Origin of the sequence: Dawidia cretensis, from assembly GCF_018598175.1 — a bacterium.
In the GTDB taxonomy this organism is placed as follows: domain Bacteria; phylum Bacteroidota; class Bacteroidia; order Cytophagales; family Cyclobacteriaceae; genus Ohtaekwangia; species Ohtaekwangia cretensis.
On sequence record NZ_JAHESE010000030.1, the window covers coordinates 41,657 to 66,321 of the forward strand.

28 protein-coding genes are annotated in these 24,665 nt (G+C 48.1%); 17 read left to right on the forward strand and 11 right to left on the reverse strand.

What is annotated here, in order from left to right; all coding sequences use genetic code 11:
* Positions 1-40 precede the first annotated feature (40 nt).
* The 4 genes from KK062_RS23280 (at position 41) to KK062_RS23295 (ending at position 4,029) form a co-directional block, all read left to right on the forward strand.
* Entirely contained in the window at positions 41-1,012 is a 972-nt protein-coding gene (locus KK062_RS23280) for an aldo/keto reductase (RefSeq protein WP_254086767.1), read from the forward strand.
* Positions 1,013-1,059: 47 nt separating this feature from the next.
* Positions 1,060-1,878, forward strand: a complete 819-nt coding sequence (locus tag KK062_RS23285; RefSeq protein WP_254086768.1) for a helix-turn-helix domain-containing protein — start codon at positions 1,060-1,062, stop codon at positions 1,876-1,878.
* A gap of 112 nt (positions 1,879-1,990) precedes the next feature.
* The gene (locus KK062_RS23290; RefSeq protein WP_254086769.1) at positions 1,991-3,148 is read left to right on the forward strand and encodes a WG repeat-containing protein; all 1,158 of its coding nucleotides are present in this window, start codon (positions 1,991-1,993) and stop codon (positions 3,146-3,148) included.
* Between the two features lie 59 nt (positions 3,149-3,207).
* Complete coding sequence (locus tag KK062_RS23295; RefSeq protein ID WP_254086770.1) at positions 3,208-4,029, forward strand: AraC family transcriptional regulator; 822 nt, start codon at positions 3,208-3,210, stop codon at positions 4,027-4,029.
* Between the two features lie 8 nt (positions 4,030-4,037).
* On the opposite strand, the gene KK062_RS23300 is transcribed toward KK062_RS23295, so the two are convergent.
* The 3 genes from KK062_RS23300 to xth form a co-directional block, all read right to left on the reverse strand.
* A complete protein-coding gene (locus KK062_RS23300) occupies positions 4,038-4,406 on the reverse strand; it encodes a VOC family protein (protein WP_254086771.1) in 369 nt (122 codons plus the stop codon).
* Positions 4,407-4,706: 300 nt separating this feature from the next.
* Complete coding sequence (locus KK062_RS23305; RefSeq protein WP_254086772.1) at positions 4,707-5,393, reverse strand: hypothetical protein; 687 nt, start codon at positions 5,391-5,393, stop codon at positions 4,707-4,709.
* 69 nt (positions 5,394-5,462) lie between these two features.
* Positions 5,463-6,233 (reverse strand): exodeoxyribonuclease III, encoded by a 771-nt coding sequence (xth, locus tag KK062_RS23310; RefSeq protein WP_254086773.1) that lies wholly within the window; start codon positions 6,231-6,233, stop codon positions 5,463-5,465.
* Between the two features lie 173 nt (positions 6,234-6,406).
* On the opposite strand from xth, the gene KK062_RS23315 reads away from it, so the two are divergent.
* The 4 genes from KK062_RS23315 to KK062_RS23330 all read left to right on the forward strand — a co-directional run bounded on the left by KK062_RS23315 (position 6,407) and on the right by KK062_RS23330 (position 9,396).
* Complete coding sequence (locus tag KK062_RS23315) at positions 6,407-6,787, forward strand: BlaI/MecI/CopY family transcriptional regulator (protein ID WP_254086774.1); 381 nt, start codon at positions 6,407-6,409, stop codon at positions 6,785-6,787.
* Entirely contained in the window at positions 6,787-8,034 is a 1,248-nt protein-coding gene (locus tag KK062_RS23320) for a M56 family metallopeptidase (RefSeq protein ID WP_254086775.1), read from the forward strand. The genes KK062_RS23315 and KK062_RS23320 overlap by 1 nt, the downstream gene beginning before the upstream one ends.
* Positions 8,035-8,157: 123 nt before the next feature.
* The gene (locus KK062_RS23325; protein WP_254086776.1) at positions 8,158-8,547 is read left to right on the forward strand and encodes a DUF6268 family outer membrane beta-barrel protein; all 390 of its coding nucleotides are present in this window, start codon (positions 8,158-8,160) and stop codon (positions 8,545-8,547) included.
* Positions 8,548-8,673: 126 nt separating this feature from the next.
* Positions 8,674-9,396 carry a DUF4386 domain-containing protein gene (locus KK062_RS23330; RefSeq protein ID WP_254086777.1) on the forward strand — a complete coding sequence of 241 codons (723 nt, stop codon included), beginning with the start codon at positions 8,674-8,676 and terminating at the stop codon, positions 9,394-9,396.
* A gap of 15 nt (positions 9,397-9,411) precedes the next feature.
* Here KK062_RS23330 and KK062_RS23335 read toward each other — a convergent pair whose 3' ends face one another.
* Complete coding sequence (locus KK062_RS23335) at positions 9,412-9,783, reverse strand: DUF2200 domain-containing protein (RefSeq protein WP_254086778.1); 372 nt, start codon at positions 9,781-9,783, stop codon at positions 9,412-9,414.
* A 50-nt stretch (positions 9,784-9,833) separates the two neighbouring features.
* Positions 9,834-10,916: an alkene reductase gene (locus KK062_RS23340; RefSeq protein WP_254086779.1), complete on the reverse strand. Its 1,083-nt coding sequence runs from the start codon at positions 10,914-10,916 to the stop codon at positions 9,834-9,836.
* 84 nt (positions 10,917-11,000) lie between these two features.
* On the opposite strand from KK062_RS23340, the gene KK062_RS23345 reads away from it, so the two are divergent.
* Positions 11,001-11,888 carry an AraC family transcriptional regulator gene (locus KK062_RS23345; protein WP_254086780.1) on the forward strand — a complete coding sequence of 296 codons (888 nt, stop codon included), beginning with the start codon at positions 11,001-11,003 and terminating at the stop codon, positions 11,886-11,888.
* A 78-nt stretch (positions 11,889-11,966) separates the two neighbouring features.
* On the opposite strand, the gene KK062_RS23350 is transcribed toward KK062_RS23345, so the two are convergent.
* Positions 11,967-12,707 (reverse strand): SDR family NAD(P)-dependent oxidoreductase, encoded by a 741-nt coding sequence (locus tag KK062_RS23350; RefSeq protein WP_254086781.1) that lies wholly within the window; start codon positions 12,705-12,707, stop codon positions 11,967-11,969.
* Between the two features lie 104 nt (positions 12,708-12,811).
* Here KK062_RS23350 and KK062_RS23355 point away from each other — a divergent pair, with 104 nt between their 5' ends.
* The 6 genes from KK062_RS23355 to KK062_RS23380 all read left to right on the forward strand — a co-directional run bounded on the left by KK062_RS23355 (position 12,812) and on the right by KK062_RS23380 (position 20,165).
* Positions 12,812-13,195 carry a winged helix-turn-helix transcriptional regulator gene (locus tag KK062_RS23355; protein WP_254086782.1) on the forward strand — a complete coding sequence of 128 codons (384 nt, stop codon included), beginning with the start codon at positions 12,812-12,814 and terminating at the stop codon, positions 13,193-13,195.
* Positions 13,196-14,099: 904 nt separating this feature from the next.
* A complete protein-coding gene (locus KK062_RS23360; protein WP_254086783.1) occupies positions 14,100-14,927 on the forward strand; it encodes a helix-turn-helix domain-containing protein in 828 nt (275 codons plus the stop codon).
* Between the two features lie 69 nt (positions 14,928-14,996).
* Positions 14,997-15,488: a methyltransferase family protein gene (locus KK062_RS23365; protein WP_254086784.1), complete on the forward strand. Its 492-nt coding sequence runs from the start codon at positions 14,997-14,999 to the stop codon at positions 15,486-15,488.
* 43 nt (positions 15,489-15,531) lie between these two features.
* The gene (locus KK062_RS23370) at positions 15,532-16,356 is read left to right on the forward strand and encodes a hypothetical protein (RefSeq protein ID WP_254086785.1); all 825 of its coding nucleotides are present in this window, start codon (positions 15,532-15,534) and stop codon (positions 16,354-16,356) included.
* Between the two features lie 421 nt (positions 16,357-16,777).
* Positions 16,778-18,385, forward strand: coding sequence for a hypothetical protein (locus KK062_RS23375; protein ID WP_254086786.1), 1,608 nt, complete (start codon positions 16,778-16,780; stop codon positions 18,383-18,385).
* A 133-nt stretch (positions 18,386-18,518) separates the two neighbouring features.
* Positions 18,519-20,165: a beta-N-acetylhexosaminidase gene (locus KK062_RS23380; protein WP_254086787.1), complete on the forward strand. Its 1,647-nt coding sequence runs from the start codon at positions 18,519-18,521 to the stop codon at positions 20,163-20,165.
* 14 nt (positions 20,166-20,179) lie between these two features.
* Here the strand turns inward: KK062_RS23380 and KK062_RS23385 are convergent, their stop codons facing one another.
* Positions 20,180-20,509 (reverse strand): hypothetical protein, encoded by a 330-nt coding sequence (locus KK062_RS23385; RefSeq protein WP_254086788.1) that lies wholly within the window; start codon positions 20,507-20,509, stop codon positions 20,180-20,182.
* Between the two features lie 22 nt (positions 20,510-20,531).
* Between KK062_RS23385 and KK062_RS23390 the strand changes: the two genes are divergently transcribed.
* Positions 20,532-20,819 carry a cupin domain-containing protein gene (locus KK062_RS23390; RefSeq protein ID WP_254086789.1) on the forward strand — a complete coding sequence of 96 codons (288 nt, stop codon included), beginning with the start codon at positions 20,532-20,534 and terminating at the stop codon, positions 20,817-20,819.
* Between the two features lie 42 nt (positions 20,820-20,861).
* Here KK062_RS23390 and KK062_RS23395 read toward each other — a convergent pair whose 3' ends face one another.
* From KK062_RS23395 to KK062_RS23410, 4 genes are read right to left on the reverse strand one after another with little or no spacing between them, the layout of a single operon-like run.
* Positions 20,862-21,302, reverse strand: coding sequence for a VOC family protein (locus tag KK062_RS23395; RefSeq protein ID WP_254086790.1), 441 nt, complete (start codon positions 21,300-21,302; stop codon positions 20,862-20,864).
* A 57-nt stretch (positions 21,303-21,359) separates the two neighbouring features.
* Positions 21,360-21,860 (reverse strand): SRPBCC family protein, encoded by a 501-nt coding sequence (locus tag KK062_RS23400; RefSeq protein WP_254086791.1) that lies wholly within the window; start codon positions 21,858-21,860, stop codon positions 21,360-21,362.
* A 15-nt stretch (positions 21,861-21,875) separates the two neighbouring features.
* Positions 21,876-22,088, reverse strand: a complete 213-nt coding sequence (locus tag KK062_RS23405; protein ID WP_254086792.1) for a hypothetical protein — start codon at positions 22,086-22,088, stop codon at positions 21,876-21,878.
* Positions 22,089-22,135: 47 nt separating this feature from the next.
* Positions 22,136-22,456 carry an ArsR/SmtB family transcription factor gene (locus KK062_RS23410; protein ID WP_254086793.1) on the reverse strand — a complete coding sequence of 107 codons (321 nt, stop codon included), beginning with the start codon at positions 22,454-22,456 and terminating at the stop codon, positions 22,136-22,138.
* Between the two features lie 559 nt (positions 22,457-23,015).
* Between KK062_RS23410 and KK062_RS23415 the strand changes: the two genes are divergently transcribed.
* On the forward strand, positions 23,016-24,659 hold the full coding sequence (locus KK062_RS23415) for a DUF5005 domain-containing protein (protein ID WP_254086794.1): 1,644 nt from the start codon (positions 23,016-23,018) through the stop codon (positions 24,657-24,659).
* Positions 24,660-24,665 lie beyond the last annotated feature (6 nt).

Below are 24,665 nucleotides of genomic sequence, written 5' to 3' on the forward strand. Positions count from 1 at the left end.
GCCGACCTTTGTTGTCATGAGTCAACAAAAAACATCCATTATGACATCTATTCAGAAGATAGCCCTGGGCAACAACGGCCCCCTTGTATCCAAGCTCGGATTGGGCTGTATGCGCATGTCGCCCGTTTGGGGCGGGCCTGTGAGAGACGAAAATGAAAGTATTGCCACCATCCAGGCGGCGTTAGACAATGGCATTAACTTTTTGAATACCGGCGACTTCTACGGCAGCGGCCACAACGAGCTGCTTGTCGGAAAAGCCATTAAGGGCAGACGGGACGACGCGTTTATAAGCGTTAAGTTCGGCGCCATTTTCTATGGCGCACAGTGGCTGGGATTGGACCTACGCCCGATCGCTATTAAGAACTTTATCAACTACTCGTTGGTGCGTTTGGGGATCGACACGATTGATCTATACCAGCCGTGCCGACTGGACAACAGTGTGCCCGTGGAAGATGTGATCGGCACGGTAGCCGACCTGATCAAAGAAGGGAAAGTGCGCTATCTGGGTGTTTCGGAAATCACTGCCGATCAACTGCGCAAGGCCAATAGCGTTCACCCGGTGACGGCATTGGAAATAGGCTATTCGTTGGCCGATCGCCAGATTGAAAGCGATCTGCTTCCTACGGCGAAGGCGTTGGGTATCGGCGTGGTGGCGTTTGCCAATACGGCCGAAGGACTGCTCACGGGCGAAATGAAAGCGCCGCTCGCGGCGGATAGCTACCAAAATCACTTCCCGCGTTTTCAAGGGGAGAATCTGGTCAGGAACCTGGAGAAGGTGGAACGATTAAAGCAACTGGCAAAAGAAAAAGGATTCACACCGACGCAACTGGCCATTGCCTGGGTGAATGCGCAAGGTGATCATATCATGCCTTTGGTCAGCATGAGCCGTCGATCGCGTCTGCCCGAAAACACGCAGGCGATGGAGATTACGTTCACGCCTGATGAGCTGAATGCGCTTAATACTCATTTCGCTCCGGGGGCGATACTGGGCGGTACGTATTTGCAACGGTAACGGGCGGGGGTCATTCCCCTTACCTTTTGTTTTATAACTTTACCTTTATGACTAATCCAGCTGAAATAATCCCCGGGGTCATTTTCTACACCTATCTCTCCACCGAGCGAAAAGCCAGAGTAGGCTTCCTGGCGCACAATACGCTGGTGTTACAGGTATCGGGGCATTTTACATTGGAAACTTCTGTGCAGAAAATCACCATGAGCAAGGGTGAAATGTTGTTGATTGGAAAGAATCAACTCGGACAAATTACCAAGACGCCTCTACCCGGCGAGGATTATGAGACGATCATCATTTCGTTGCAAGAGGATTTGCTCAGGACGATTGCGCTGGAGGAGCGCATCGAGGTGTTACCGAAATACGTCGGGCCACCGAACGTGCTCATTCCGGCAAATGATTTTCTGAGAGGATATTTTCAATCTGTCATGCCGTATGTCCGCAATCCAACAGAAACAATCACGAATGAAATAGGCCTTTTGAAGGTGAAGGAAGCCGTGAAGCTACTGCTGCATGCCATGCCCCGGCTCGGTAGCTTGTTGTTTGATTTTTCCGAGCCTTACAAGATCGACCTGGAAAAATTCATGATCAGCCATTTTCATTATAACATTCCGGTTACAGAATTTGCGGAATTAACGGGTAGAAGTCTGGCGGGGTTTAAGCGTGATTTTCAAAAGACATTCGGAATGGCGCCGAGGCAGTGGCTGCAAGAAAAACGGCTGACGGAGGCTCGCGCATTGATCGAAAAACAAAAGAAGCCTTCTGAAATATATCTTGATTTAGGGTTCGAAAGCCTCTCTCATTTTTCAAATTCTTTTAAGAATAAATTTGGCAAGGCACCGAGCGAATGGTCCTTGCGTCGTGTGTGATCTGCGGTGTATTGGCTACCTGCTTGAAAAACCTTACCTTGTTACCACCAGCACGCAATGGCGCCTACGTTGGGAACCCCGGCGTGTTGGCATCATAACATAGGTTATATACATGAAAAAATGGTTTTTCGTTGTCCTTATCGTGCAAGTGCTTTCGCAAGCCTCGGGACAAAATCTTTTTGTTGCCAAGGCGAAAAAGAAAGCATATGGTTTTATAGACCCAGCGGGCAACTGGGTAGTTTCGGCGACTTTCGAAGACGCCGAGGCCTTTAGTAACGGGTACGCCCGGGTGAAAAAAGCCGGCCACTGGAGCTATATCGACAAAGATGCGAAGCTCGTTACCGGTTTCCGGTTCGACAAAGTCTACAATTTCGATGGCGAGGTGGCGCGGGTGGGTATTGCCGACGAGCAGGACCGCCTGTCCTACGGATTGATCGATGTGACTGGCCAATGGGTCAAAAAAAACGAGTTCGATGAGATTGGAGAATTTTCCGATAACGGCCTGGCCCTCGCGCAAGCGCACAACGGTGACTGGGGCTTTATCGATAAGAAAGGGCAATGGGTCATTCAGCCAACGTTCGGCGGCTTGCACGAATTTCATGGCGGGCTGGCTATGGCGCGCTCCAAAGGCAAATGGGGCTATATCGACAAAACGGGTACCTGGGTTATCCCCGCTATTTACAACCACGCCACTAGCTTCCAGGAAGGTATCGCATCGATCCGAACAAACGGCGGGCGCTGGATTTTGATTGACATGCAGGGTAAGCCAGTGGGCTCGTTGGTATTTGATGTCGTAAAACCTTTTTCCGACAGTGTTACCGTTGCGCGTGTTTCCGGGGCCTGGGGTGTCGTCGACCGGCACGGGCGGTGGCTGGTAAAACCAAAGTTTGACTACCTCGGCTCCTTTGTCGATGGCCTATGCCGCACCCGCCTGAAACGTTTCTATTGGGGCACGATCGACAAGGCCGGCAAGTGGGTCATCCAACCCGACTTTGAAAACGTACTGCAGTTTTCCGAAGGGATATGTCGAATAAAGAAAGGTACGCTTTGGGGGTATATGGAACATACGGGAAACTGGATCGTAGAACCGAAATTCCAGTCGGCCGGGAAGTTTCATAATGGTTATGCCATCGTCAAGATAAATGGCAATTGGGGCATTATCGATAAAACCGGAAAGTTTACGCTCGAGCCCACATTTGATAAAATCAGGCCACAAGCCGACGACGACGAGACGGCAGAAGGAGAAGAAGCAGAAATGAATGATGAGTAGTTCCACTGCTATACGCTTGGTTTGAAGTGGTTCGTACTCCAATAAACGCTGTCCATTAAATGAACTATCAAACCTTTCAACCCTGCCCGGATTTAAAGTCGCTGGTAAAATGCTACTGGACTTTAGAAGTCTCTGCTGACAGCGATGCTGAGAAACAACGGATTGTTCCGGATGGTTGTATTGAAATGGCATTTATCCTCGGAGACGACATCAAACGGTTCACGTCTGGGGATAATTTTATCCTTCAACCGCGTGCTATGGTGCTCGGACAAACGACTGAGCCTTTTTATATTCAGCCCACCGGATATGTGAACACCTTTGCCGTTCGCTTTTATCCTTACGGTTTTGCGAATTTTGTAAGCACTCCCCTCAAAAATTTGGCAAACAAAGAAACACCGATTGAAGATCTGTTTGGAGAAGCTCATTCAAAAGAGCTAGCGCAAAAAATCATTCCCGCACGCCATGCTCAACAGCGAATTGAGATCATTGAAGAATTCCTTTTGAGCAAGCTCAACGAAAAAGCAACCCTTGATAACATCGTAAAAACAACAGTTGAAACACTTCTGTCAACCAACGGGAGCTCATCGATCAGCGCTATTCTGAAAGAGGACTTGTCGAAAAGAAGACAACTGGAACGGAAGTTTTTAAAACAAATTGGCATTAGTCCCAAGCAATTAGGGAAAGTCATCCGGTTGCAAGCGGCATTAAAAATGTTATTGAGTCAACAGACCGAAACGTTAACCAGCATTGCTTATGAGAGCGAATATTACGACCAGGCTCACTTCATAAAAGATTTCAAGGAGTTTACGGGGACTAATCCAAGGGATTTCCTGGAAGACAGACAGCTGTTGCTCTCGGCCCTTTTTTACTCGGAGGGATAGACGTTGTATTAATTGCTGGAGTGGAGTCCCAGCTTGTTTCCTTCAGAATCGATTAAAAGTGCGAAGTAGCCCATTTCAGGACTGATCTGGGTTTTCGGAACGATTATTTGACCGCCATTCTTTTCTACTTTGTCCAGTGTTGGTTGTAAATCGCTTCCTGCGTTTAGATATACAACCACTCCGCCCGTGGTGGTTTTGTAGTCGTTGCCTTTTGCCAATACGACGCTTACCGTTTTACCATCGCTTGGCAACACTCCCATTTGTGTTTCACCCATGTTGACCTCTTCAATTGTAACACCTAGAATTGTCTGATAAAATTTTACTGATCTTGAGAAATCCGTTACCGGAATTTCGATAATTGAAACCAGGTTTTTCATAGTATTCGATTTTTGATTTTGAGTTTTGTTCGCTTCTTCTTGTCCGTCCTATTATTCGAACAAGTCAAAAAGCCAATGGCAAGGAGCATTATCACGCTCACAGTAATTGTTCGCATTTTTTACCACTTTGTTGCAGCTGTAAAATTAAAATGTCTATAACCTGGGGAATTGTAAAAATGCGACACACCTGCAGATAGTCGCAAACTGTCTGGATTTTTGGCGCAAATGCCCTAGGGGTAAAAAACCGGTTCACTTTACTTTTGTACACCTAACGCAACGGGCGTATCCGGAAACTAAAAACTACATTTTCCTCCAGAGCGCTTCCACTTCCTTATCCATCAGATATTTTTCTAAAAATCTATTAAACCAATCTTTCTTATTTATTGGATTGAATGCCATCTCAATAAGAATTGAATTAATCAAGGTTTGCTGAAATGTTGCCGGCATATACCGCTCCCTATAGGAATACATCTCCCGTTTATTGACATAGGCCGCTAAGAATTCTTTAAACTCAGGAAGCGTCATAGTTTCCATGTTTTGTTTTTTATTTAGTAGCTGTAAGTAGTCTTTATGATAAAAGACATTCCCAAATAATCTCGTGGTATCGCTGGCATTAAGATCTATTAATTTATCAACTTCTTTAGACACCATTGTAATTCCATTTACCGCCAACTCCACAGAGATACCGTCACGAATATTAAAAAAAGTCATCGCCCGGTATCGTACTGCATCCACCGATGTATCATCAGGGACAATAAGAATCCGCTTATCATGAACTTCGTATATTCCAAAATGTTTTATACCTGTTCGCTCGGATCCCTTTGAATCGCCTCCCGGAACAAGAATTCTCGCTTTAATGGAATCCTCATGTATCACCAATTCTGCTAAATTTTCATCGTCGATCGCGTACCACTCTCCTATCAAATTTTGAGTTTTCGCTTCGATCGCCAAGGTGAGAACTAACGTAATTAACCCTATCTTTTTCATGAATCTTGTATCAACCTATTGAACTGCAATTTCCTCTGCCACATAAAGCTTAACGCCTCTCTCTACCCATCACTTGAGAATAATCCATGCCGGCGCATGATCACTAGCCTTGTCCCAGCCCCTTACGGCGGTATCTACGCCAGCTTTACGAAGCCTGGGTACCAAATGCGGGCTTAAGAGGAAATGATCCAGCCTAAGGCCGGCATTGCGCCCCCAGGCGTTGTAAAGATAATCCCAGAAGGTGTAGATCCTTTCTTCCGGGTGCAGGTGACGGGCCGCGTCTACCCACCCTTGTTTCAGCAGGCGGGCGTATGCAGCCCGGGCTTCTTTACGGAATAGGGCGTTGTTGAGATACTTCTCCGGTTTGTAGACATCCAGCGCTGTCGGCATCACATTAAAATCCCCTATCAGCGCGACGGGTACGTCGTGTGCCAGCAGTTTCTTGGTGCGTGCCGAAAGTCGTTTCATCCATTTGAGCTTGTGGTCGAATTTTGGTCCTGGGTACGGGTTGCCGTTGGGCAGATAAAGGCATGCGATCACCATTTTGCCAACGATCGCCTCTATATAGCGGCTGTGTTCGTCCGTTGCGTCACCGGGCAAAGCCCGGCCCAGCTCCTGAATGGGTAGTTTCCGCGAAAGAATGGCGACGCCATTCCAGGATTTTTGTCCATGCCAGATGGCCTGATAGCCCGCCGCCGCGATGGCTGCTATGGGAAATTGACCGTCGATCGTCTTTAGCTCCTGCAGGCATACAACGTCTGGTTTTGCTTCACGCAGCCAGCGCAGCAGCACCGGCAGCCTGCTGTTGATTCCGTTGATGTTATAAGTGGCAATCTTCATTATTCAAAGCGCTGCTCTAAAAATAATGAGCCGCTGTGTAGAAATGCTACCGCCCCACCAAAAGTTTATGGCCTTCTGCCCTGTTTTATAGCGGCCGAAGAAATAAACTACTAAGAAAATAGTAGATCTACTAATTATTTAGTAGTTTTGAATACATCAACAAAAAGAGCGCTATGGATTTGAATCTTACCAAAGCGGAGGAAAAGGCTATGAAGATCCTTTGGTCGATCGAAAGGGGCTTGCTCCGGGATATTGTCAACGAATATGAAGACCCCAAGCCGGCTTATACTACGGTGGCAACCATATTCAAAATTCTGGAAAAGAAAGGGTTTGTGGGAAGAACGCCGGTCGCGAATTCTCATGAATATTATCCGCTGGTGGCACGAAAGGATTATACTACCCAGTCGGTGAAATCTCTGGTGGAGAATTATTTTTCGAGCTCATTCAAGAATATGGTGTCGGAGTTCAGCAGTGCGGAAAACCTCAGCACGAAAGATATGCAGGAGCTCATGGAGCATTTTCGGAAACAGATCGAACAAAAAAAGAAAAAGTGATGGAAAGTTATTTATTGAAGTCCGGCTTTTCATTGATCGCGCTCTATGCTTTGTACAGGGTGATGCTTCGGTATGAGCTCAATCACCAGCTGAACAGGTTTGCTGGCCTGGCATGTATACTTTTCTCAATCGCCGTTCCTTTCATACAATTCAAACATGTTTCGCAAGCGGGTCGGTTTCCGGGTGTGTTCTCCGTGGTGACCAGCCGTACAGCCGATTTTCGGGAAACTGTTTCGTCTGCATTATCCGCGAGCACCATCGATATTGTTTTAGCTCTGTATATAGTGGGAGCAGCTGTGTGCTTATTCCGTTGTGTCTTCGGGCTGACGACTTTACTGAGGATTTATATCCATTCGCCCAGGCGGCGCCAGTGGGGATTTACCGTTGTCGGCCTCAGCCGGCAGGTATCTCCGTTTACTTTTTTCAACGTGTTGTTTGTCGGGAAAGAGAGTATGGATGATTCTGAACGGGAGACGATGCTGTTGCATGAGCGCGTTCATCGCGATCAGTATCATTCTGTCGATAACATATTCCTGGAGGCTGTTGCTGTTATGTTTTGGTTCAATCCTGTGGTGTGGCTGTTCAGGAGGGAGATCAAAGCGGAGCATGAGTATTACGCGGATGCGCGCGTGCTGGAAAATGGGATCGACCGGGAGGATTATCAGCACATATTGTTTAAGGCCAGAACGGGGGTATCTATAGATTTCGGCAATTATTTGAGTAGTAAAACAAGTTTAATTAAACGATTTAATATGATGACAAAAACAAGAACAAAATCCCAACACAGCTATTGGAGAGTTTCTCTTTATGTTGCGTTGATGTCTGTGATCGTATTCCTCGGCGCTTTTTCGGCCCGCAGGGAAGAGCCGCAATTCGACAAGATCGCCACGTACGAACAAGGCGAAGCGGCGATGTATCAAATCCTTACCAAGCGGATCATGTATCCCGCCTCTGCCCGCCACGAAAATCGTTCGGGTTTAGTACGGGTCTCTTTCACGGTTAATGAAAAGGGTCATGTCGAGCACATCAAAGCGGAGACGCGAAAGGATGGATATTTGCTGAAGGAAATGGTTGTCGTGGGCTATTACCAAACTTCTGAAGAAGCAAAAGGAATCGATGATGCGCTGAAGGCGGCGGCGGTTCAGGCTGTTGAAGGCCTGGGTGAATTTATTCCTGCACAGAAAGATGGCAAACCCGTCAGCTGTGTTTTGACGCTTCCCATTAAGTTTACTTTAGAGAAGGCATAAACGGATAGCGCCGGGTGAAGCCCGGACGTAGACCTGTATAGTGGCAGCATTGAAGACAGAAAAAGCGGATAACCCATATTTACGCCTGGGTTATCCGCTGCAGTTGATCGTCATTTGTTCTTTATGATCAGGTCCAACAGCACCTGTTTCCGCTCCCGCGCAATCGGCAATGGAGTATCATGGACCATCACGGTAAGGCCGTCGATCGCGGATATACCGTTTTTGTATGAGGTACGATCGGTGATCTTTGTCAGAAGCATTACGCCCAACCTCAAAGTAGGTGCCGGCCTGGCATTCGATAATACGTTTGGATTTCCCATGGTTTATCCGGGGCTTCTCGTAGACTGGGCCATCGACGGTAAAGGAGGAAAGTACTTCGCCCGGCTAAACTCCAACGAGATCACAGCGCTTTCCGGAATATGTATGTTAACAATCGTACTGTTCAGGATTTCTTTTCGTACCTCGGGAAAGATGATGTGCCACATTTCGCGCCAAGCCCGTTTGTCTCCGTAGGGATAACGTACGGAATGTAATGTCTTTTTTTGCCTGCCGCAGTTCCTGTGGCCCTTGAAAAGACAGCAAACTTTCTTGTTTACGTAACTTTCTGTTTCGAGACTCGTCTTGCATTAAATCTCTCTTATGACACTCGATTCCAAATCAGAAGCGTTTTCACCCAAAAGACTGGCGAGGATAGGTGGCATCATTTATCTGATCATAATTGTTTTCGGAGTATTCGGGGAGATTTTTGTGAGAAATAAAATAATCGTGGCAGGTGACCCGGCAGCGACTGCCCTGAATATGCTGGCTTCACCGATGCTGTGGCGCTTTGGCATTGCCGGCGATTTGCTTATGCACGTCTGCGATGTGCCGCTGATCGTTATTTTTTACATCCTCCTAAGACCGGTCAATAAAAATCTGGCATTGTTAAACCTGTCCTTCAATCTTATCCAAACCACGGTGCTTGTAGCAAATAAGCTGAACCTTTTGATGACTATGTTTTTGTTGGGAGATGCAGAATATTTAAAGACAGTTGACCTGGCCGAACTTAAAACATTATCCTATCTTTTCATTAAGCTTCATAGTTATGGTTTTGCAGTGGGGCTGATCTTTTTTGGGTTTGTCTGTATTGTTGAAGGACATCTGATTGTCAAGTCAGCCTTCATTCCCGGTATAATAGGCCGACTTCTACAGCTTGCCGGTATTTGCTATTTGTTGAACAGCTTTATCCTGATTCTTTATCCGGAGCAGTCAAGTATGATAATTCTTTTGCCGTGCTTTATCGCGGAGCTAGCGCTGGCCTTATGGATGTTAATCAAGGGCGTGGATGAACCCAAATGGAAGCTACGTATGCAAGGCGTATGAGCCCGGCGAGTCATATTAGCCATTTGTATTTCGCAGGATCTTATCCATTTTCCGGCCTTTCGCCAACTCGTCCACCAGCTTGTCTAAATACCGGGCCTGCTGTGTCAACGGATTTGCAATTTCTTCCACGCGATACCCGCAGATCACGCCGGTGATCAGGCTCGCATTGGGGTTCAGTGTGGCCTGCTGAAAGAAAGTCTCAAAGGTTACTTTATCGTCGATAAGCTGCTGGAGTTTTTTATCGCTAAAGCCGGTCAACCACTTAATGACTTGATCCAGTTCATCTTTTGTACGTCCTTTTTTCTCCACTTTTGCGACATACATGGGATACACCGAGCCGAAGATCATCTTCGCGATGCGCTGATCGTGTGTACTCTTGCTGTTCATAGGACCAAATTACTAAAAAACAGATTATCGCGACACACTGATCGCTTTTGTCAGGCTGTTGTGAATGAAGCATAGTCGGTATAGCCTTTATCGCCTTCCGTATAAAATGTAGCGTCATCGGGTACTGCCAGCGCAGCGTTGTGCCGGAAGCGTTCGGGCAGATCGGGATTGGCAATGAAGGGTTTGCCGAACCCGGCCAGATCAATCAACTCTGACTGTATCAACTGCTCAGCGGACTCGCGCGTATTGCCGCCGGTAAATATCAGGAGATTTTTAAAACGCCGGCGCACCTCGATCAAATAAGCATGCGGAATAGATGAGATACCGTTGACGACCTGGTTCGACAGATGCAGGAACCCGATATTCATTGCCGCCAATGCGTTTACCAGGTAGCGATGTGTCTCCAACTCATCCGGGTAAGGCGACAAGTCATTGACACTGGCAAACGGCGACAGCCTGATGCCGGTGCGTTCTGCGCCGATCGCCCCGACAACACCTTCCATTATTTCCAGTATAAACCGGCTGCGCTTTACCAACGAGCCGCCATAGTGATCTGTGCGATTATTGGTTTGTGGGTTCAGGAATTGCTCTGGCAGAAAGCCGTGCGCTCCGTGAATTTCCACGCCGTCAAACCCAAGCGCGACAGCCATGGCAGCAGCCTCGACATGCAGCGCCACCAGGTCCTGCACCTCCGGCTGCGTTAATACAACGGGCTCCGGCATAGGCAGATGGCCGGTCGGTGTGCGCACAGTTTCATTGGCCTTTCTATCGGAAGCGCCGACCAGTGGAAGGCCGCCCATGTGATTGGCGGGATGCCCGATGCGACCGGTGTGTACCAGCTGAATAAAGATCGTTCCGTTTTCGTGGTGCACAGTCTCGACGATGCGTTTCCATCCGTCGCGTTGCGCCTGTGTATAAAGACCGGGTGTATTCAGGTAGCCGATGGCGTTGGGGGCGATTGCGGTATTGTCTGTGACGATCAGGCCCGCGCCGGCGCGCTGGTGGTAGTATGTTGCCATCGCGTGGCCGGGTACGCCGTCGACGGCCCGGCGGCGATTCATGGGCGCCATGACCACGCGGTTCCGGAAAGCATATACTCCCTTCGTAAGGGGCGTTAATAATGTGTGCTGCATAGTGAATTAGTATGCTGCGAAGCTAGCAGTGGGCTACGCGGGCTGCCCTGTAAAACGAAAGGTTTGTTTTGTACATTTGGAGGTATGCCGAAGGTCTTGTATCAACCGTTCGAAATGCAGGTCTCCAATCTGCAGCACTGGAACAAGGAGCCACTCATTTATCACTTCTTCGAGATTGTGCAAATTGCCGAAGGGTGTGGCCGTCGGGAAGCAAATCGGAACAAACTACGGTACAGCACGGGTGATATCTTCTTGTTTACGCCGCTTGACTGCCGGGGCTTTGTCAGCGAGGTGCCTACGCGGTTTTACTCTATACGCTTCTCCGAAATATTTCTGGGGCAAGACCGGTCGCCGCACGATCAAGCGCGCATTAGCTTGTGGCTAAGGAAGTTGCAGAGCATCTTTTTTCACCACAACCGGTTTCATCAATTGCCGATCACCGATCCGGAGGATTGCCGCACCGTGAACAGTCTCATCCAAAGCCTGGCCGGTGAATACGTCCGCAAGCCGCTACGCCACGAAGAGAACCTGCAGCATTTTATCATGCTGATTTTGAACATTCTGGAGCGCAACGTACTGGCTCAGGGCGCTCCTGTCATTCACGCTCACGCTGACGAATCCGTTGTCCACCAGATGCTGATGCACATCCAGCGGCATATCGGTGAGCCGGAAAAGCTGAGTGTCGACTCCCTGGCCGCTACGTTTAATCTCTCTGCCACCTATGTCGGCGAGTATTTCCGGAAGTATACCGGGGAAAGCCTGCAGCACTACATTGTCGGTGCCAAAATCAAGCGCGCCGAGCAACGCCTACTACACAGCAATCTCTCGCTAACGCAGATAGCGGATGAGTTAGGGTTTGTGGACGATAGCCATCTGAGTAAGCAATTCAAGAAACGCTATGGAACAAGTCCGGTAAAATACCGGAAAGCCGCGGGACAGCTTCCGGAGCAGGACGCGATCGGGGATACATGATTTTGCGAGGGTTTTACAAAAAAAGGCTTCTACTTTTGGATAGAAGCCTTTTCGCGTAATTTAAAGTAGCGCGAATGACTATGCATTAAACCCGCCGTCGATGGTAACCCACGACCCGGTAATCTGCCTTGCCTCGTCACTTGCCAGGTATGATATCAACCCGGCCACGTCCTCTGCTTTGCCATAGTTGGCCAGCGCCATCCGGCTGCGTGCGTGGTCGGCATGTGCGCCCTCAGCGGGGTTCATGTCGGTTTCTGTCGGCCCAGGTTGTACCAGTGTAACAGAGATGCCTTTCGGCCCGAGGTCGCGGGCCAATCCACGGGTAAAGCCTTGCAAGGCGGATTTGCTCATCGTATACAGTGTGGTTTGTGGGCCAATGGCATTGTCTGCCATATTGCTGCCGATGGTAATGATGCGTCCGCCGGCTTTGAGGTGTTTTACCGCCTCCAGCGCGGCTACATATACTGCTTTGACGTTCACCGTCATTACCTGATCATATTCCTCAATCGTGTGTTCATTAAAATCTTTACCAATATAGATGCCGGCATTGTTCACCAATACATCCAGGCCACCAAACTCGGCAACGGTTTTGTTCACGGCGTTTATAATGTCACCAGCCTTGGCACTGTCCGCGCCAATGGCGATGGTACGACCGCCTGTCGCGTTCACTTCTGCGACTAACGCATTTGCTTTCTCGGGAGACCGGGTATAGGTAAAGGCTACATGTGCCCCTTCTGCCGCTAAACGACGAACGGTCGCGGCTCCGATACCACGGCTACCGCCGGTGACCAGGACTACTTTATTTTCTAACTTTTTCATTCCCATTTTTGTTTGTATTTCAAAGTATGGCACAAACCTACCTCGTGAAGCTTTACCTTTGCAAGTAAGCATCTGATTGTTAGATACTAACAAAATAGTAAGAAATGAGAAAGCAGACTTCAACAAACGCTCTGAATGAAAAACATATCATTGATACCTGCGGCATGGCCGTGGCGTTACAGGTAATCGGTGGTCGGTGGAAACCCGCTATTTTATGCCGGTTGGCGGATAGCACAATGCGCTATAGCGAACTAAAAAAATCGATTGAGGGCATTTCTGAACGCATGCTGGTCGCCCAGCTGCGCGAGCTTGAGCGGGAAGGCATTGTACGCAGGGTAGTATACCCCGAGGTCCCTCCGCGGGTCGAGTATGAGATCACCCAGCTTGGACGTACGATGAGGCCCATGCTAAACGCGATGGCCGAATGGGGCCGTATGCACCGCACGTTGAACGAGCAGCGATCGGCAGAACAACTTGCGGAAGTCTAAGCCGCGCAAGGAAAACCGGCAGGGCCAATTCCATGCGCGTACTTCCTCTTAAATTTAGGCGCCATCGGGAATATAATTGGAAAACGGCGATCCGGAGTTCCCTGGAGGAAATATAGCCGTGCAGCCACACGACTCGATGGGCGCAATATATATCGAACAAAACATTTTGAGCTACAATAGTTGCTAAAGAGTATATTTTAAGTTACATTACTTTCTCTAACCAAAATGTTATGAAAATATTAAACCATTGCCTGAATTATCCGATAACCGTCAAACGAGTGGCTATGTTATTGGCCGCGACGGTTATATTCATCTCTCTACAGGGGTGCCAGGAGGAAATCATAAAACCTGCAGATGATAACCGCGAGTCGCCGAAGCATCCGCCGCAACCGCCCACAGAGGACGAACCATAAGGCGATGGAATTGTCTATGGAACAGTGAGCCGGCAATAGTTGAGCGAAAGTATAGTTACGTTAGATTACTACTCATCTAAAACAAAATGTTATGAAAAGATTAGGCTATTATCTGCATTATCCGGGAGCCGTTAAACGAGTGACTATGTTATTGGCCGCGACCGTTATATTCGTCTCTCTACAGGGGTGCCAGGAGGAGATCATAAAGCCTGCTGATGATCACCGCGAGTCGCCGAAGCATCCGCCGACACCGCCGCCCCCAGAAGAGGATCCATAGGCAAGGGAATTGTCAATGGAACAGAAACCTACCCGGCAGATGGCTGCAGCAGGGATTCTGTAAGCAATATTCAAGACTTGTCGCACATTGATGGTAGTCGCTGTGAAAGCAGCGGCTACTTGCTTTTTGTAGGAAGCCATGATATCCGTCACCCTGCCTTTCATCCGTTGAATCGGATCCATGAATACATTCGAAATACCTTCTGCCCTACCAAATGAGTTTCTACAAGCAGTTCATGCCTCCTACGGCGCTCACCGGATTGATTCGCGCGCTTGAAATATACCGCGTTAATTGGAATTCCGGGGGGAATCTTCCGGAGCCATTTATTACCTGCCTTGCGAATACCGAGCAGTGCCTCTATTTCTATGTAAATGATTCGATCCGAATTGTTCCCGCAGCACATGTAGAAGTTCCTGTTCCTCCTGTGGTAATCACCGGACCGAAGAACAAACCGGTGGGGCTACTGTTCGGAAAAGATCACCTGATGGTCAAGGTGATCTTCCATCCTACCGGCACGTATCGCTTGCTCGGACTCAATATGAAGGAGACGGTAAACAACGGGCTGGATGCAACGCGCTTTTGGGGAGTGGCGCTCAACGACATTCTGCATCAACTCCGTGGAGCAGACTCGTATGAAAGTATGATACAGGTTATTTGCGCCTTTATCGAAGCTAAGTTTGATGTACGATGCCGTCCGCAGGAGCCTATCGATCTGGTGGCTATGAAGATGCTTGATCCGTTGACTGATCATTCCCAAGAAGAATGGGCCGCGATGGCTTGCCTCAGCCTGCGACAATTCGAGCGCAATTTTATGACCCGGATAGGCATCACGCCGAAACTTTTTATCCGCATTGTGCGCTTTGAGCACGCGATGAAAATCAAGAACGATCACCCACAGAAAAGCTGGTCTCAGATTGCAGAAGAATGTGGCTACACGGATTCATCCCATTTGCTACGGGAATTCAAAGAGTTTGCTGAGTTTCCGCCAAGCCGGTTTTATCTTCAACCGACGAGCGGGTACAGTGATTTCCCGACAGGTTAGCGAATGTCGTTTTTTTACTAAGGCGTTCCCGGGCCGATATCCTACGTTTGTTTCCATAATTGCTTCACTATGGAAAACAACTCATTGCATATTCCCCGGCAGGATCATGCGGGCGTGTATGTCCCACCACCCATGATTTACGTGGTTACATTCTTCCTTTCCATAGGTTTACAACGCGTTGCCCCGCTACCCTCGGCATGGCTCGGAACCGGCACAGCACATGCTGCACGATGGGTCATCGTGGCCATTGGCCTACTTCTCCTTCTTTCTGCGCTCTGGCGCTTCGCTATCTCGCGAAATACATTAATCACCGTTAAACCGGCAAAGTCGTTGCAAACCACGGGCGTCTACGCCTTCTCACGCAATCCCATGTATCTGGCCTTGCTGATAATGTTTACGGCGATTGCATTTTTTAAGGGCAACTCCTGGACATTCCTGATGATCGCCCCGCTGATGTTCGTGGTGCAGACCTATGTAATCAGGAAGGAAGAACAATACCTCCAACGCGCATTCGGCGAAGAGTTCAGCCGTTATAAAGGCAAGGTCAGGCGATGGCTGTAGGTGCATCCGGCCAATTTCTTATATGACAACCAACCCCATTACAATGTCAACGCGACGCCACCTCACCTTCATCATGTTATTTTCAACGTTGTTTGCCTGCCAGAAAGATGACGACTCCGGTCCGGTTGCTGTGGCCGCTTGCCGCATTCAAAAAGAAATGACTGACGACGGACATTCTATATTTTATAGCTACGATGATAATGGAAACCCGACGAAGATCGAACGCTATAATCCCTACACCATGACACACGTGCTTAACGTGCTCAGTTTCGGAATGTCTATCGCGGAGGTGAACAAATTGCATCCCATGACTTTCACAACCGACTATGGCGTGGGTTTTCTTACAGCCCTGCCGGAAGTCGCGCTTATTTCGGTGACAATGGATGGGGTAACGCAGGTAAACTGGAGGACCTACCTTTTTCACTACGATTTTAATGGCAGACTCGTCCGCGTCGGCGAGGAAACGGAGAACATTCAAGGCGATGACGAATGGGAACTATTGATTACCTATAATGAACAAGACAACGTCGTCAAAATGGTTTATGTACTAACCACCGGCGCGCGTAATGTCAGCACGGTGATCATGGTGGATGGGCATGATCACCACCAGACGCCCTATGCCGGTGTCAAAGGATATAAATTTCTAACTATCAATTGGGACAATTCCGACTCGTGGCCCATTATAACAGCCCTGAGTAAGAACAACCCGACGGGCTATCGACTAATCGTTAATGAAGTAGAATCGATGAAGATATCCATAGAATATGAATACAATGAACAAGGGTTTCCGCTTGTACGTACCGTGACGAATAGGAACGACGCCGGCCAACGCACATATCGCCTGACGTATGAATATGTCTGCCAATGAATTCTACGATCTTCCCTCCTTGCTTACAATAATGTTTCCAAGGTTATAACCTAGATATTTAACCAACGCTATTGAAATTTGCCGTCGTTTATTTATATTGACACACATAGTCTTTAGAGCATGCACCGGATATATTCAGTGGGTGATTTCTGCACAGCTCTACAGTTACCAACGGACGATTTCTTTTAAATCAGGCTAGCTTCAGTTTGCATTGCGGGTACATTTAAGGAGATCTGTTTCGACCCCGAAACCAGAAATTGCTCTTTAACGAAACTCATATATGAAGTTGACAAGATTATTCTTTCTCACGCTGCTGTCTGTCGCAGGGTGCAGCGAAAATCGTCCGTCTTTTAATGCCCCGGTATTAAAGAATATTGGAACCTATAGTGTTGGCGTAACAACGCAATCAACCTATTCCCAGATGTTTTTCAACCAGGGGATTATCATGGCCAATAATTTTAATCATGCGGAAGCTCACCGCTCATTCAAAGAAGCCGTAAGACTGGACTCAACCTTTGCCATGGGCTACTGGGGAATAGCGTATGTATTGGGGCCAAACTTCAATTCTTCAGCAAACATGGGAACGATCCATGAAATACGAAACGCCGTCGCACGCGCTGCAGCATTGGTTGACAATACGACCGATTGGGAAAAGGCCCTGATCGGCGCTATCCGGATAAAGTTCCCGGTGGATACCCTCTCCACAAACGCGGAAGGGTTTGCACGTGCTATGAAGCAAGCATTTATACAGTTCCCTGACAATTCGTTTGTTGCTACGCTTTATGCTGAATCTGTTATGAATCTGCATCCCTGGGATTTTTTTAATCGTCAGGATGGTACGCCGAGACCCTGGACCCCCGAACTGGTGTCGCTGCTCGAAAAAGTAATTGCCATAGACCCTGAAAATCCGCTTGCCAATCATCTTTATCTACACGCTGCGGAAGCCGGTCCCGATCTTAGCAAAGCCCTGATCAGCGCGCAACGCCTGGAAACGTTAGTTCCTTCGGCAGGACACCTCGTGCATATGCCTTCGCATATCTATATCAATACCGGAGACTATCACCAAGGTTCAATATCCAATGAAAATGCGGTCGTGGCGGACAGCCTCTACATTGCCGAGTGTAACGCGCAAGGATATTATCCACAACTGTACTATCCACACAATTATCATTTCCTGGCAGCGACTGCAGCCTTTGAGGGCCGGGGGGCGCGCTCCCTGGAAGCTGCATACAAAACGGCAAGCCTCGTCGACAAAAAATACCACCATGAACCGGGATACGAAACCGTACAGCACTACCTGACAATACCGTATCACATTCTGATCAAGTTCAGTCAATGGGAAAAGATACTTGTACTTCCCAGCCCGGCAGAAGATCTGATCTATCCCACGGCGATATGGCACTATGCGAGAGGAATGGCTTTCAGCAACCTCGGCGAAATGGAACGTGCGCGCAAAGAGCTCGGGCGGCTGAACGAGCTTACTCAGTCACCTGCCATTGCAGAGCAGTTTATCTGGGGAATTAACAAAGTCACCGACGTCTGCACACTGGCCTCAAAAACTCTGGAGGCGGATCTGGCGGTAAAGGAAAATAAATACAAGGATGCGATCCAACTCCTTACCGATGCTGTTCATTTGGAAGACAACTTCAACTACAACGAACCTCCTGATTGGTTCTTCTCCGTTCGCCATATCCTGGGCAACGTCTTACTGGAGACCGGAAGCCCTATAGAAGCGGAGAAAGTCTACCGTGAAGACCTGACTCATTGGCCGAAAAACGGATTTGCCCTGAACGGCTTATCGGAAAGCCTACTGGCACAAGGAAAAGCAACCGAGGCGCAAAAGGTAAAAGAGCAATTTGAGCAGGCATGGAATCTTGCAGACTCGCCATTGAAAGGATCGATGATTGATCCCAGCAAAAGAAAAGACCTGACTTTAAAGATCGATCAGGACTCCCCTAATGCTGTGGTTTACCTGGCGGGGGCGTTCTGTGGGACCCTATCCCGCGATCGAATTGCTGATGAAAAGTGAATGAACCATTTGAATACTCCAGCTACTTCAATCATGCGATGTGTGTATTGAGACACACTTAATAATAGTGGTAAGCGGTTTGGATTCTTCGCCGCGATATCACTATCATTAACGTTTCATTTTTAACCACACTATGAGCCTGTTTCAAACCATCCGCTTTACGTTCCTCCTTGGTGTACTTGTGGCTTCTTTACCTTCGTGCACAAAGGCACCGAAAGAAGCTTCTCCCGAGGCCCTTTCCAGGTTTCAAAATATTATCCCCAGGCCGTCCGTGGAGGCAAAATCTGATGGCCTGGCGTTTCTGATAACCAGCGCCACCACCATTACCATTGTCAACGACAGCCTTCAACCGGTAGCGCAATACCTGGCCGGCGTGCTCAACAAAGGTACGGGATATACCATTGCCGTGCGTACGAGCAACGAGGTGCCCGCTTCGGGCATCTTCATTACCACCAAACTTTCCGACCACAACCAGGGCCGCGAGGGCTATAGCATCTCGACAGCAGGCGACCTCCTGACCATTACCGGAAAACCTGCCGGTGTGTTTTATGCCACACAGACTCTGCGCCAGCTACTGCCGCCCGCGATCGAAAAAGCTGCTGCGCCAGGTATTGATACTACCTCCTGGGAAATAGCGTCCGGTCAAATCGTCGATCGCCCGCAATTCTCGTGGCGTGGATCGATGCTCGACGTCGCCCGTCACTTCTTCGGCATGGACGATGTCAAGCGTTACATCGACCTCATGAGCTTATACAAAATGAACATCCTTCACCTGCACCTGAGCGACGACCAGGGCTGGCGCATCGAGATCAAATCGTGGCCGAAGCTCACCGAGCACGGCGGCAGTACCGAGGTAGGCGGCGGAAAAGGCGGTTTCTTTACGCAAGAACAATATAAGGAGCTTGTCGCGTATGCGGCCGAGCGTTTTATTACTGTCGTACCCGAGATCGACATGCCTGGCCACATCAACTCGGCCCTTGCATCTTACGGCGAGCTCAACGGCGGCATTCAGGTGCCGAAAGAAGGACGCATCGAGCTCGACCTGTCCACCCCCAGTGTGCTGAACGGAAAATCACAACCGACCCAATTATATACGGGCGTAAAAGTAGGCTTTAGCACACTTCGCTATGAAAAAGCAGAGACGTTCAAATTTATCAACGACGTCGTTCGCGAGCTATCCGCTATTACCCCGGGTCCGTATTTCCATGTCGGCGGCGACGAAGCGCACGTGACCAAAAAAGAGGAGTACATCAAATTTGTGAACCGCTTCACTGAAATCGTGAAAGCCAACGGTAAGAAAATGATCGGCTGGGAAGAAATTGCGCAAGGTGATATTGATAGCAACGTTGTTGTTCAATATTGGAACAAAGAACAGTATGCATTGGACGCGCTGGAAAAAAATGCACAGATCATTATGTCGCCCGCGAAGAAAGCTTACCTCGACATGCAATATGATTCTACCTCCCGCATTGGTTTGCATTGGGCGGCCTACATCGAAGTAGACTCCGCCTACATTTGGGACCCCGCTGCGTATGCGGAATCTGGGCAGGTCCTGGGTGTGGAAGCCCCCCTCTGGACAGAAACCGTCACCAACATGGATGACATAGAATACCTCGTTTTTCCCCGCCTCCCTGGTTATGCCGAGCTAGGCTGGACCAGTGGAGCCAAAACCTGGGATGAATACAAAGTGCGTCTCGGCAAACACGCCCCACGTTTTGACGCCCTGGAAATCGATTACTATAAATCTCCCAAGGTGCCCTGGATGAAAAAGGGTCTTTAAGTGATTGAGCTTGATCAGTGCAACCAATCCTTTGAAGTTGCCTGCCGCGAAAACAAAATCATATACAATCCAATAACAATGATCATAACAGGCATAACCATGCCCCCGGGACCATATACCGCGATTGAATTACTGATAAAAAGTGAATGAACCATTTGAATCAGTATGGCGATAAACGCGATCACAAAAACCGGGGTCGCCAGTTTTTTTCTAATCAGCAATAAAACACAGGCCAGGGTGCTTCCCCACACAGCAATGGCAAACGCCGCCGTTGCCCACACCGGCACATTGGTGTATAAAGCACGCTCCTGCTCGGGCAATGCAGCGAGCGCTTCCGGGGTCATGGTAACGTGCATTATATAGGCCATGACGCCCAACAAATTCCAGAGCAATGCAATAATGCTAACGATCCAGAACCAGGCGGCAGGTTTAGTTGATGTTGTCATAGCGGATGGATTTGGTGTATCCGAAGATAGTAAAATATCTCCTTTTCACGGCACGCCCTTTTGTTGGTATTATGGTAAAAACGATGGTAATGAACCTGTCGAGCTTATCGTGTTTTATGCTGGAATAGAGGGTACCCCTATTACGCTGCCTAAGGGTGACGAGGCCTGGGACCACCAGGCCATTTTCTCTTCCGCAAGGTTTGAGTAGCGTGTCAACAACTGGCGATGTTAACGCCAGTTGTTTTTGCCGTTAATTTTGCCCGTTATATTTCGGGTCAAAGTTTACCATCCATTGTACACCATATTTGTCGGCAAACATTCCAAAATATGAACCCAAAGGACCGTCAGCAATTGGCATTTCGATGTTCCCTCCTTCTGAAAGTCCATTAAATAATTTGTCGGCTTCGTCACGACTTTCCGCACTAATTGATATCGTATTTCTGTTGTCGTTTTCCGTTACCTGTCCCATAATCTCCAAAACATCACTGCCCATTAACACATTACTTTTGCCGATTGGCAAGGCAATGTGCATAAGTCTATTCGCATCATTTTCCGGTACCGGATATTCAGGGCTTGACAGGTCTTTGTAACGCATAATTTTTGCGAAGTCTCCGCCAAATACTGATTTGTAAAACGTAAATGCTTCTTCGGCATTTCCGTTAAAGTGAATGTAAGGATTGATAAGGGCCATAACTTTTTTCTTTAGATTGATAAATTGTCTTTTGTAGTGAAATTTATTCAACGAAAATTATTTCCCGGATAACGTTGCCAGCAGATTTTTCAGGTTGTTCAATGTGGCCGTAAATCCTTCTTTGAAGCCCATTTCGATCATCCTTTCCATCCGCTCCAGCGATTCATTATAAATCTCAATATTCACTTTTGTTGTTTCATTTTGCTCGATGAAATTCAAATCCCAATCGGAGCCCGGTAGTTGAGGATTTTCGTCTTTGTCAGCAAACGCATTAAACATTTTAAAATTGGTCTTTGGACTAATGGAGGTATATTTTTGAATTGACCACATTTCTTGTCCTTCGGGTCCTACCATAGCATAAAATCTTCGTCCGCCGACTTCGAAATTCATAAATTTTGTTTTAGACACCCAGGGATGAGGTGCATACCATTGGTCAAGAATTTCCGGTTTGGTAAAAGCATCCCATACCAACGAGATGTCGGCATCAAATTCCATGTTTATGGAGACCGTTTTTGTTGTTTTGTCAACGATAAAGTCAAATAGTGAATTGTTATTCATTTTTCAATTGTTTTATTATTCTAAAGGAGTACACGTAAATCCTAAATCCAGCAACAGCTTTAATATTGATTGCAATTGTATTTCATTTGCTTCAATGCGAAGTATTTTATCACAGTCTTCCAAATCAAAATTTACTTTACCCACTGGTAGTATTCTTTTAATAAGATTTACAACCATGTCTGCATTCTTTTTTGTTTTGACATTAGTCTTGAATACTTCTACTTGCATAGTATGTTTTGGCAAAAGTTGTATAATCGAAATACAAAAAGCTTCTTCTATTTTTTCTGTTTTTTCATTGTTGATAATACTTTTCCCAATTGATTAAATCGGGTTTCCCAAAGCATTCTGAATTGGTTTAACCACCTGTCAATCTCTTTCATTTTTTCAAGTTCAAGTGAGTAGTAAATTTCCCTGCCTTGTTGCTCTTGTTTTACCAGCTCGCATTCTGTCAGTATGCGAAGGTGTTTGGACACAGATTGTCGGGTTGTGTTGAAGTTGTCTGCAATGGCGTTCGGTGTCATTGCCTGCAATGCAATTAATGCAATAATGGCCCGTCTTGTAGGGTCGGCTATTGCCTGAAAAATGTCTCGTCTCATATTGTTCAATTTTATTGTTTACGAAGCCGATTGGTTGCAAATATATGTGCAACTAATTGGTTTCGCAAGTTATTTTTCAAATTTATTGAAGCGGCAACGTGCCCCGGACGTCGCAATGTCTGACAGCGTCAATCGGCGGATCTGCATATACGACATTCCCGGCTGAGTATACAGCCGTCTGAGGAGTATAATTTTTGGACTGTCAATATACCGGATTGTCACAACTGTTACCCAAATCTATGTTCACCTATAGTAGGTATAAAAAAAGATTTACTAAAACGTTTGCAGGTTTGCTAAAACGATTAACTTAGTGACCAGGATTTACGGTATCCGTTTTTATTTTATGGAATTTTGTCTGGTGAGATTTTGAAAAATCGCAGTATGCGATTTAAGGATATCGTTTTGTCCTGTCCTGATTAATTGTAATGCTGAATGTGATTGAGGTCACAGTCCCCGTGTCCTGCCTGCCGGCAAGATGTGGGCTGGGCTCATATTGAGTGTGATTGGATGATGTGCATTACGCTGCAGTTTTGAATTACTCTTAAACAACCAAACTCATATGAAAATCACCCATGTTTTGCCCTATGCGCTGTGCATAGCGCTCATCCTTCCCTCCTGCCAACAGGATTCCATTCAACCCAACACTCCCGACGAGACATTGTCTGGTACTGCAGCCGCGGCGCCGAGTCAGTACGGTACCTACACGATCAAAAGCGCCGCTGGAAATTTATTTATGGAAGTAACCGGAAATCCAGGGGTCAACGAGAAGTTCAAAGACGGCACAAAGATCGTGCAATGGAGTGCCACCAGCGCCGGCGACCTTTGGCAGAAGTGGCAGGTCATTTATAAGCAGACTGTCAATAACATCGCCTACTATGCCCTCATGAACCTTCACAGCGGTAAAGTGCTGGACGTTCCCAATAGTGCCACGACCAATGGGTTGCAATTGCAGCAGTACCGGTACAACGGAACGAACGCGCAGCTTTGGGAGATCCGCGAGGTGACCGGCGGATATGCCATTATCAACAAGGGTAACGGACTGGCTGTAACCAATCTGAACAGCTCTACTTCGAACGGCACGGCCATCGTGCAGCAAACCTATTCCACGGGAGCGGCGAACCAACGATGGATCCTCACCGCGCTCGCCGCAGACTCATACCTCGACGACGAAGTGACGCGGTACTTTCAGCGGAACAGCACCTCGCTGGGATCGGTGGCGTGGGACCAGGGAAGCAGCATTCCGTTGACGTGGAGCGGCAACAATGGGAAAGTGCTTTGGGTAACGCAAGACGCCTGGGATGGCGCCAAGCTTCAGTCGAACGGCATGTTCAATTGCTCTGATTTTTTCGACTATAACAACTCCATCATCATTCAGCAGGACAAGACCAACTGGCTTCCCGATGACCCCAACATGACCATCAACAGCCCTATGGGAAGGCCCAAGCAGATCTGCAGCAATCAGGCCGGCACCAGCTGGAGCTGGCCGGGCAACGGTGTGGAGATCGGTGATAAGGTGTACATGCACTGCGGTGAAGGCAATGGGTTGAACATGACCAACCAATCGCTCTATGTGCTGACCCAAAGCACCGGAACATTATGGACCGTACAACGCACTACTCCCGCCGGCATGTCGGGCCAGACCAACATCGGTTACGCCGCGGGCATGGTCAAGGCCAGCGATGGGTACGTGTACGTCTATGGCACGCAGGCCACAAGCTTCGGCTATTTGAACAATGTACACGTGGCGCGATTTGCTACCAGCAATCCGAATTCGTGGACGTTCTGGAACGGCTCCAGTTGGACCAGCACGCCGACTACCGGAAACGGAGCCCGCATTGCGGAAGGAAAAGGTACCGTGGCGATCAATTATGTCAATGGAAAGTATGTTATGATCACCATGGACCAGGGTTTCAACTGCGACGCTCCCAGAAACATCTACACTGCAACGTCGACAAGCCCGACAGGACCATTCACCGCGGCCGTAGAAGTGTATAAGATCAACGACTATTTCCAGGGGCAATACACACGCTACTATACGCCGAACGTTCACCCCACGTTCACAAACGGGCGCAACGAGCTGCTCATCACCTATTCTGTCAATCAGTCGGCCTGCGGCGTGAGTGACTGTGTCAACAACTTTATCGATCCGAATTATTACCGGATACGTGGCTTGCGCATACCCTATTCGAAGATCGGATTGTAAGGTACG

Bases quoted from the DNA above. Each gene is read 5' to 3' on its own strand.
- KK062_RS23280 (WP_254086767.1), top strand. From the start codon at position 41: ATGACATCTATTCAGAAGATAGCCCTGGGCAACAACGGCCCCCTTGTA.
- KK062_RS23285 (WP_254086768.1), top strand. From the start codon at position 1,060: ATGACTAATCCAGCTGAAATAATCCCCGGGGTCATTTTCTACACCTAT.
- KK062_RS23290 (WP_254086769.1), top strand. From the start codon at position 1,991: ATGAAAAAATGGTTTTTCGTTGTCCTTATCGTGCAAGTGCTTTCGCAA.
- KK062_RS23295 (WP_254086770.1), top strand. From the start codon at position 3,208: ATGAACTATCAAACCTTTCAACCCTGCCCGGATTTAAAGTCGCTGGTA.
- KK062_RS23300 (WP_254086771.1), bottom strand. From the start codon at position 4,406: ATGAAAAACCTGGTTTCAATTATCGAAATTCCGGTAACGGATTTCTCA.
- KK062_RS23305 (WP_254086772.1), bottom strand. From the start codon at position 5,393: ATGAAAAAGATAGGGTTAATTACGTTAGTTCTCACCTTGGCGATCGAA.
- xth (WP_254086773.1), bottom strand. From the start codon at position 6,233: ATGAAGATTGCCACTTATAACATCAACGGAATCAACAGCAGGCTGCCG.
- KK062_RS23315 (WP_254086774.1), top strand. From the start codon at position 6,407: ATGGATTTGAATCTTACCAAAGCGGAGGAAAAGGCTATGAAGATCCTT.
- KK062_RS23320 (WP_254086775.1), top strand. From the start codon at position 6,787: ATGGAAAGTTATTTATTGAAGTCCGGCTTTTCATTGATCGCGCTCTAT.
- KK062_RS23325 (WP_254086776.1), top strand. From the start codon at position 8,158: ATGATCAGGTCCAACAGCACCTGTTTCCGCTCCCGCGCAATCGGCAAT.
- KK062_RS23330 (WP_254086777.1), top strand. From the start codon at position 8,674: ATGACACTCGATTCCAAATCAGAAGCGTTTTCACCCAAAAGACTGGCG.
- KK062_RS23335 (WP_254086778.1), bottom strand. From the start codon at position 9,783: ATGAACAGCAAGAGTACACACGATCAGCGCATCGCGAAGATGATCTTC.
- KK062_RS23340 (WP_254086779.1), bottom strand. From the start codon at position 10,916: ATGCAGCACACATTATTAACGCCCCTTACGAAGGGAGTATATGCTTTC.
- KK062_RS23345 (WP_254086780.1), top strand. From the start codon at position 11,001: ATGCCGAAGGTCTTGTATCAACCGTTCGAAATGCAGGTCTCCAATCTG.
- KK062_RS23350 (WP_254086781.1), bottom strand. From the start codon at position 12,707: ATGAAAAAGTTAGAAAATAAAGTAGTCCTGGTCACCGGCGGTAGCCGT.
- KK062_RS23355 (WP_254086782.1), top strand. From the start codon at position 12,812: ATGAGAAAGCAGACTTCAACAAACGCTCTGAATGAAAAACATATCATT.
- KK062_RS23360 (WP_254086783.1), top strand. From the start codon at position 14,100: ATGAGTTTCTACAAGCAGTTCATGCCTCCTACGGCGCTCACCGGATTG.
- KK062_RS23365 (WP_254086784.1), top strand. From the start codon at position 14,997: ATGGAAAACAACTCATTGCATATTCCCCGGCAGGATCATGCGGGCGTG.
- KK062_RS23370 (WP_254086785.1), top strand. From the start codon at position 15,532: ATGTCAACGCGACGCCACCTCACCTTCATCATGTTATTTTCAACGTTG.
- KK062_RS23375 (WP_254086786.1), top strand. From the start codon at position 16,778: ATGTTTTTCAACCAGGGGATTATCATGGCCAATAATTTTAATCATGCG.
- KK062_RS23380 (WP_254086787.1), top strand. From the start codon at position 18,519: ATGAGCCTGTTTCAAACCATCCGCTTTACGTTCCTCCTTGGTGTACTT.
- KK062_RS23385 (WP_254086788.1), bottom strand. From the start codon at position 20,509: ATGACCCCGGAAGCGCTCGCTGCATTGCCCGAGCAGGAGCGTGCTTTA.
- KK062_RS23390 (WP_254086789.1), top strand. From the start codon at position 20,532: ATGACGCCCAACAAATTCCAGAGCAATGCAATAATGCTAACGATCCAG.
- KK062_RS23395 (WP_254086790.1), bottom strand. From the start codon at position 21,302: ATGGCCCTTATCAATCCTTACATTCACTTTAACGGAAATGCCGAAGAA.
- KK062_RS23400 (WP_254086791.1), bottom strand. From the start codon at position 21,860: ATGAATAACAATTCACTATTTGACTTTATCGTTGACAAAACAACAAAA.
- KK062_RS23405 (WP_254086792.1), bottom strand. From the start codon at position 22,088: ATGCAAGTAGAAGTATTCAAGACTAATGTCAAAACAAAAAAGAATGCA.
- KK062_RS23410 (WP_254086793.1), bottom strand. From the start codon at position 22,456: ATGAGACGAGACATTTTTCAGGCAATAGCCGACCCTACAAGACGGGCC.
- KK062_RS23415 (WP_254086794.1), top strand. From the start codon at position 23,016: ATGAAAATCACCCATGTTTTGCCCTATGCGCTGTGCATAGCGCTCATC.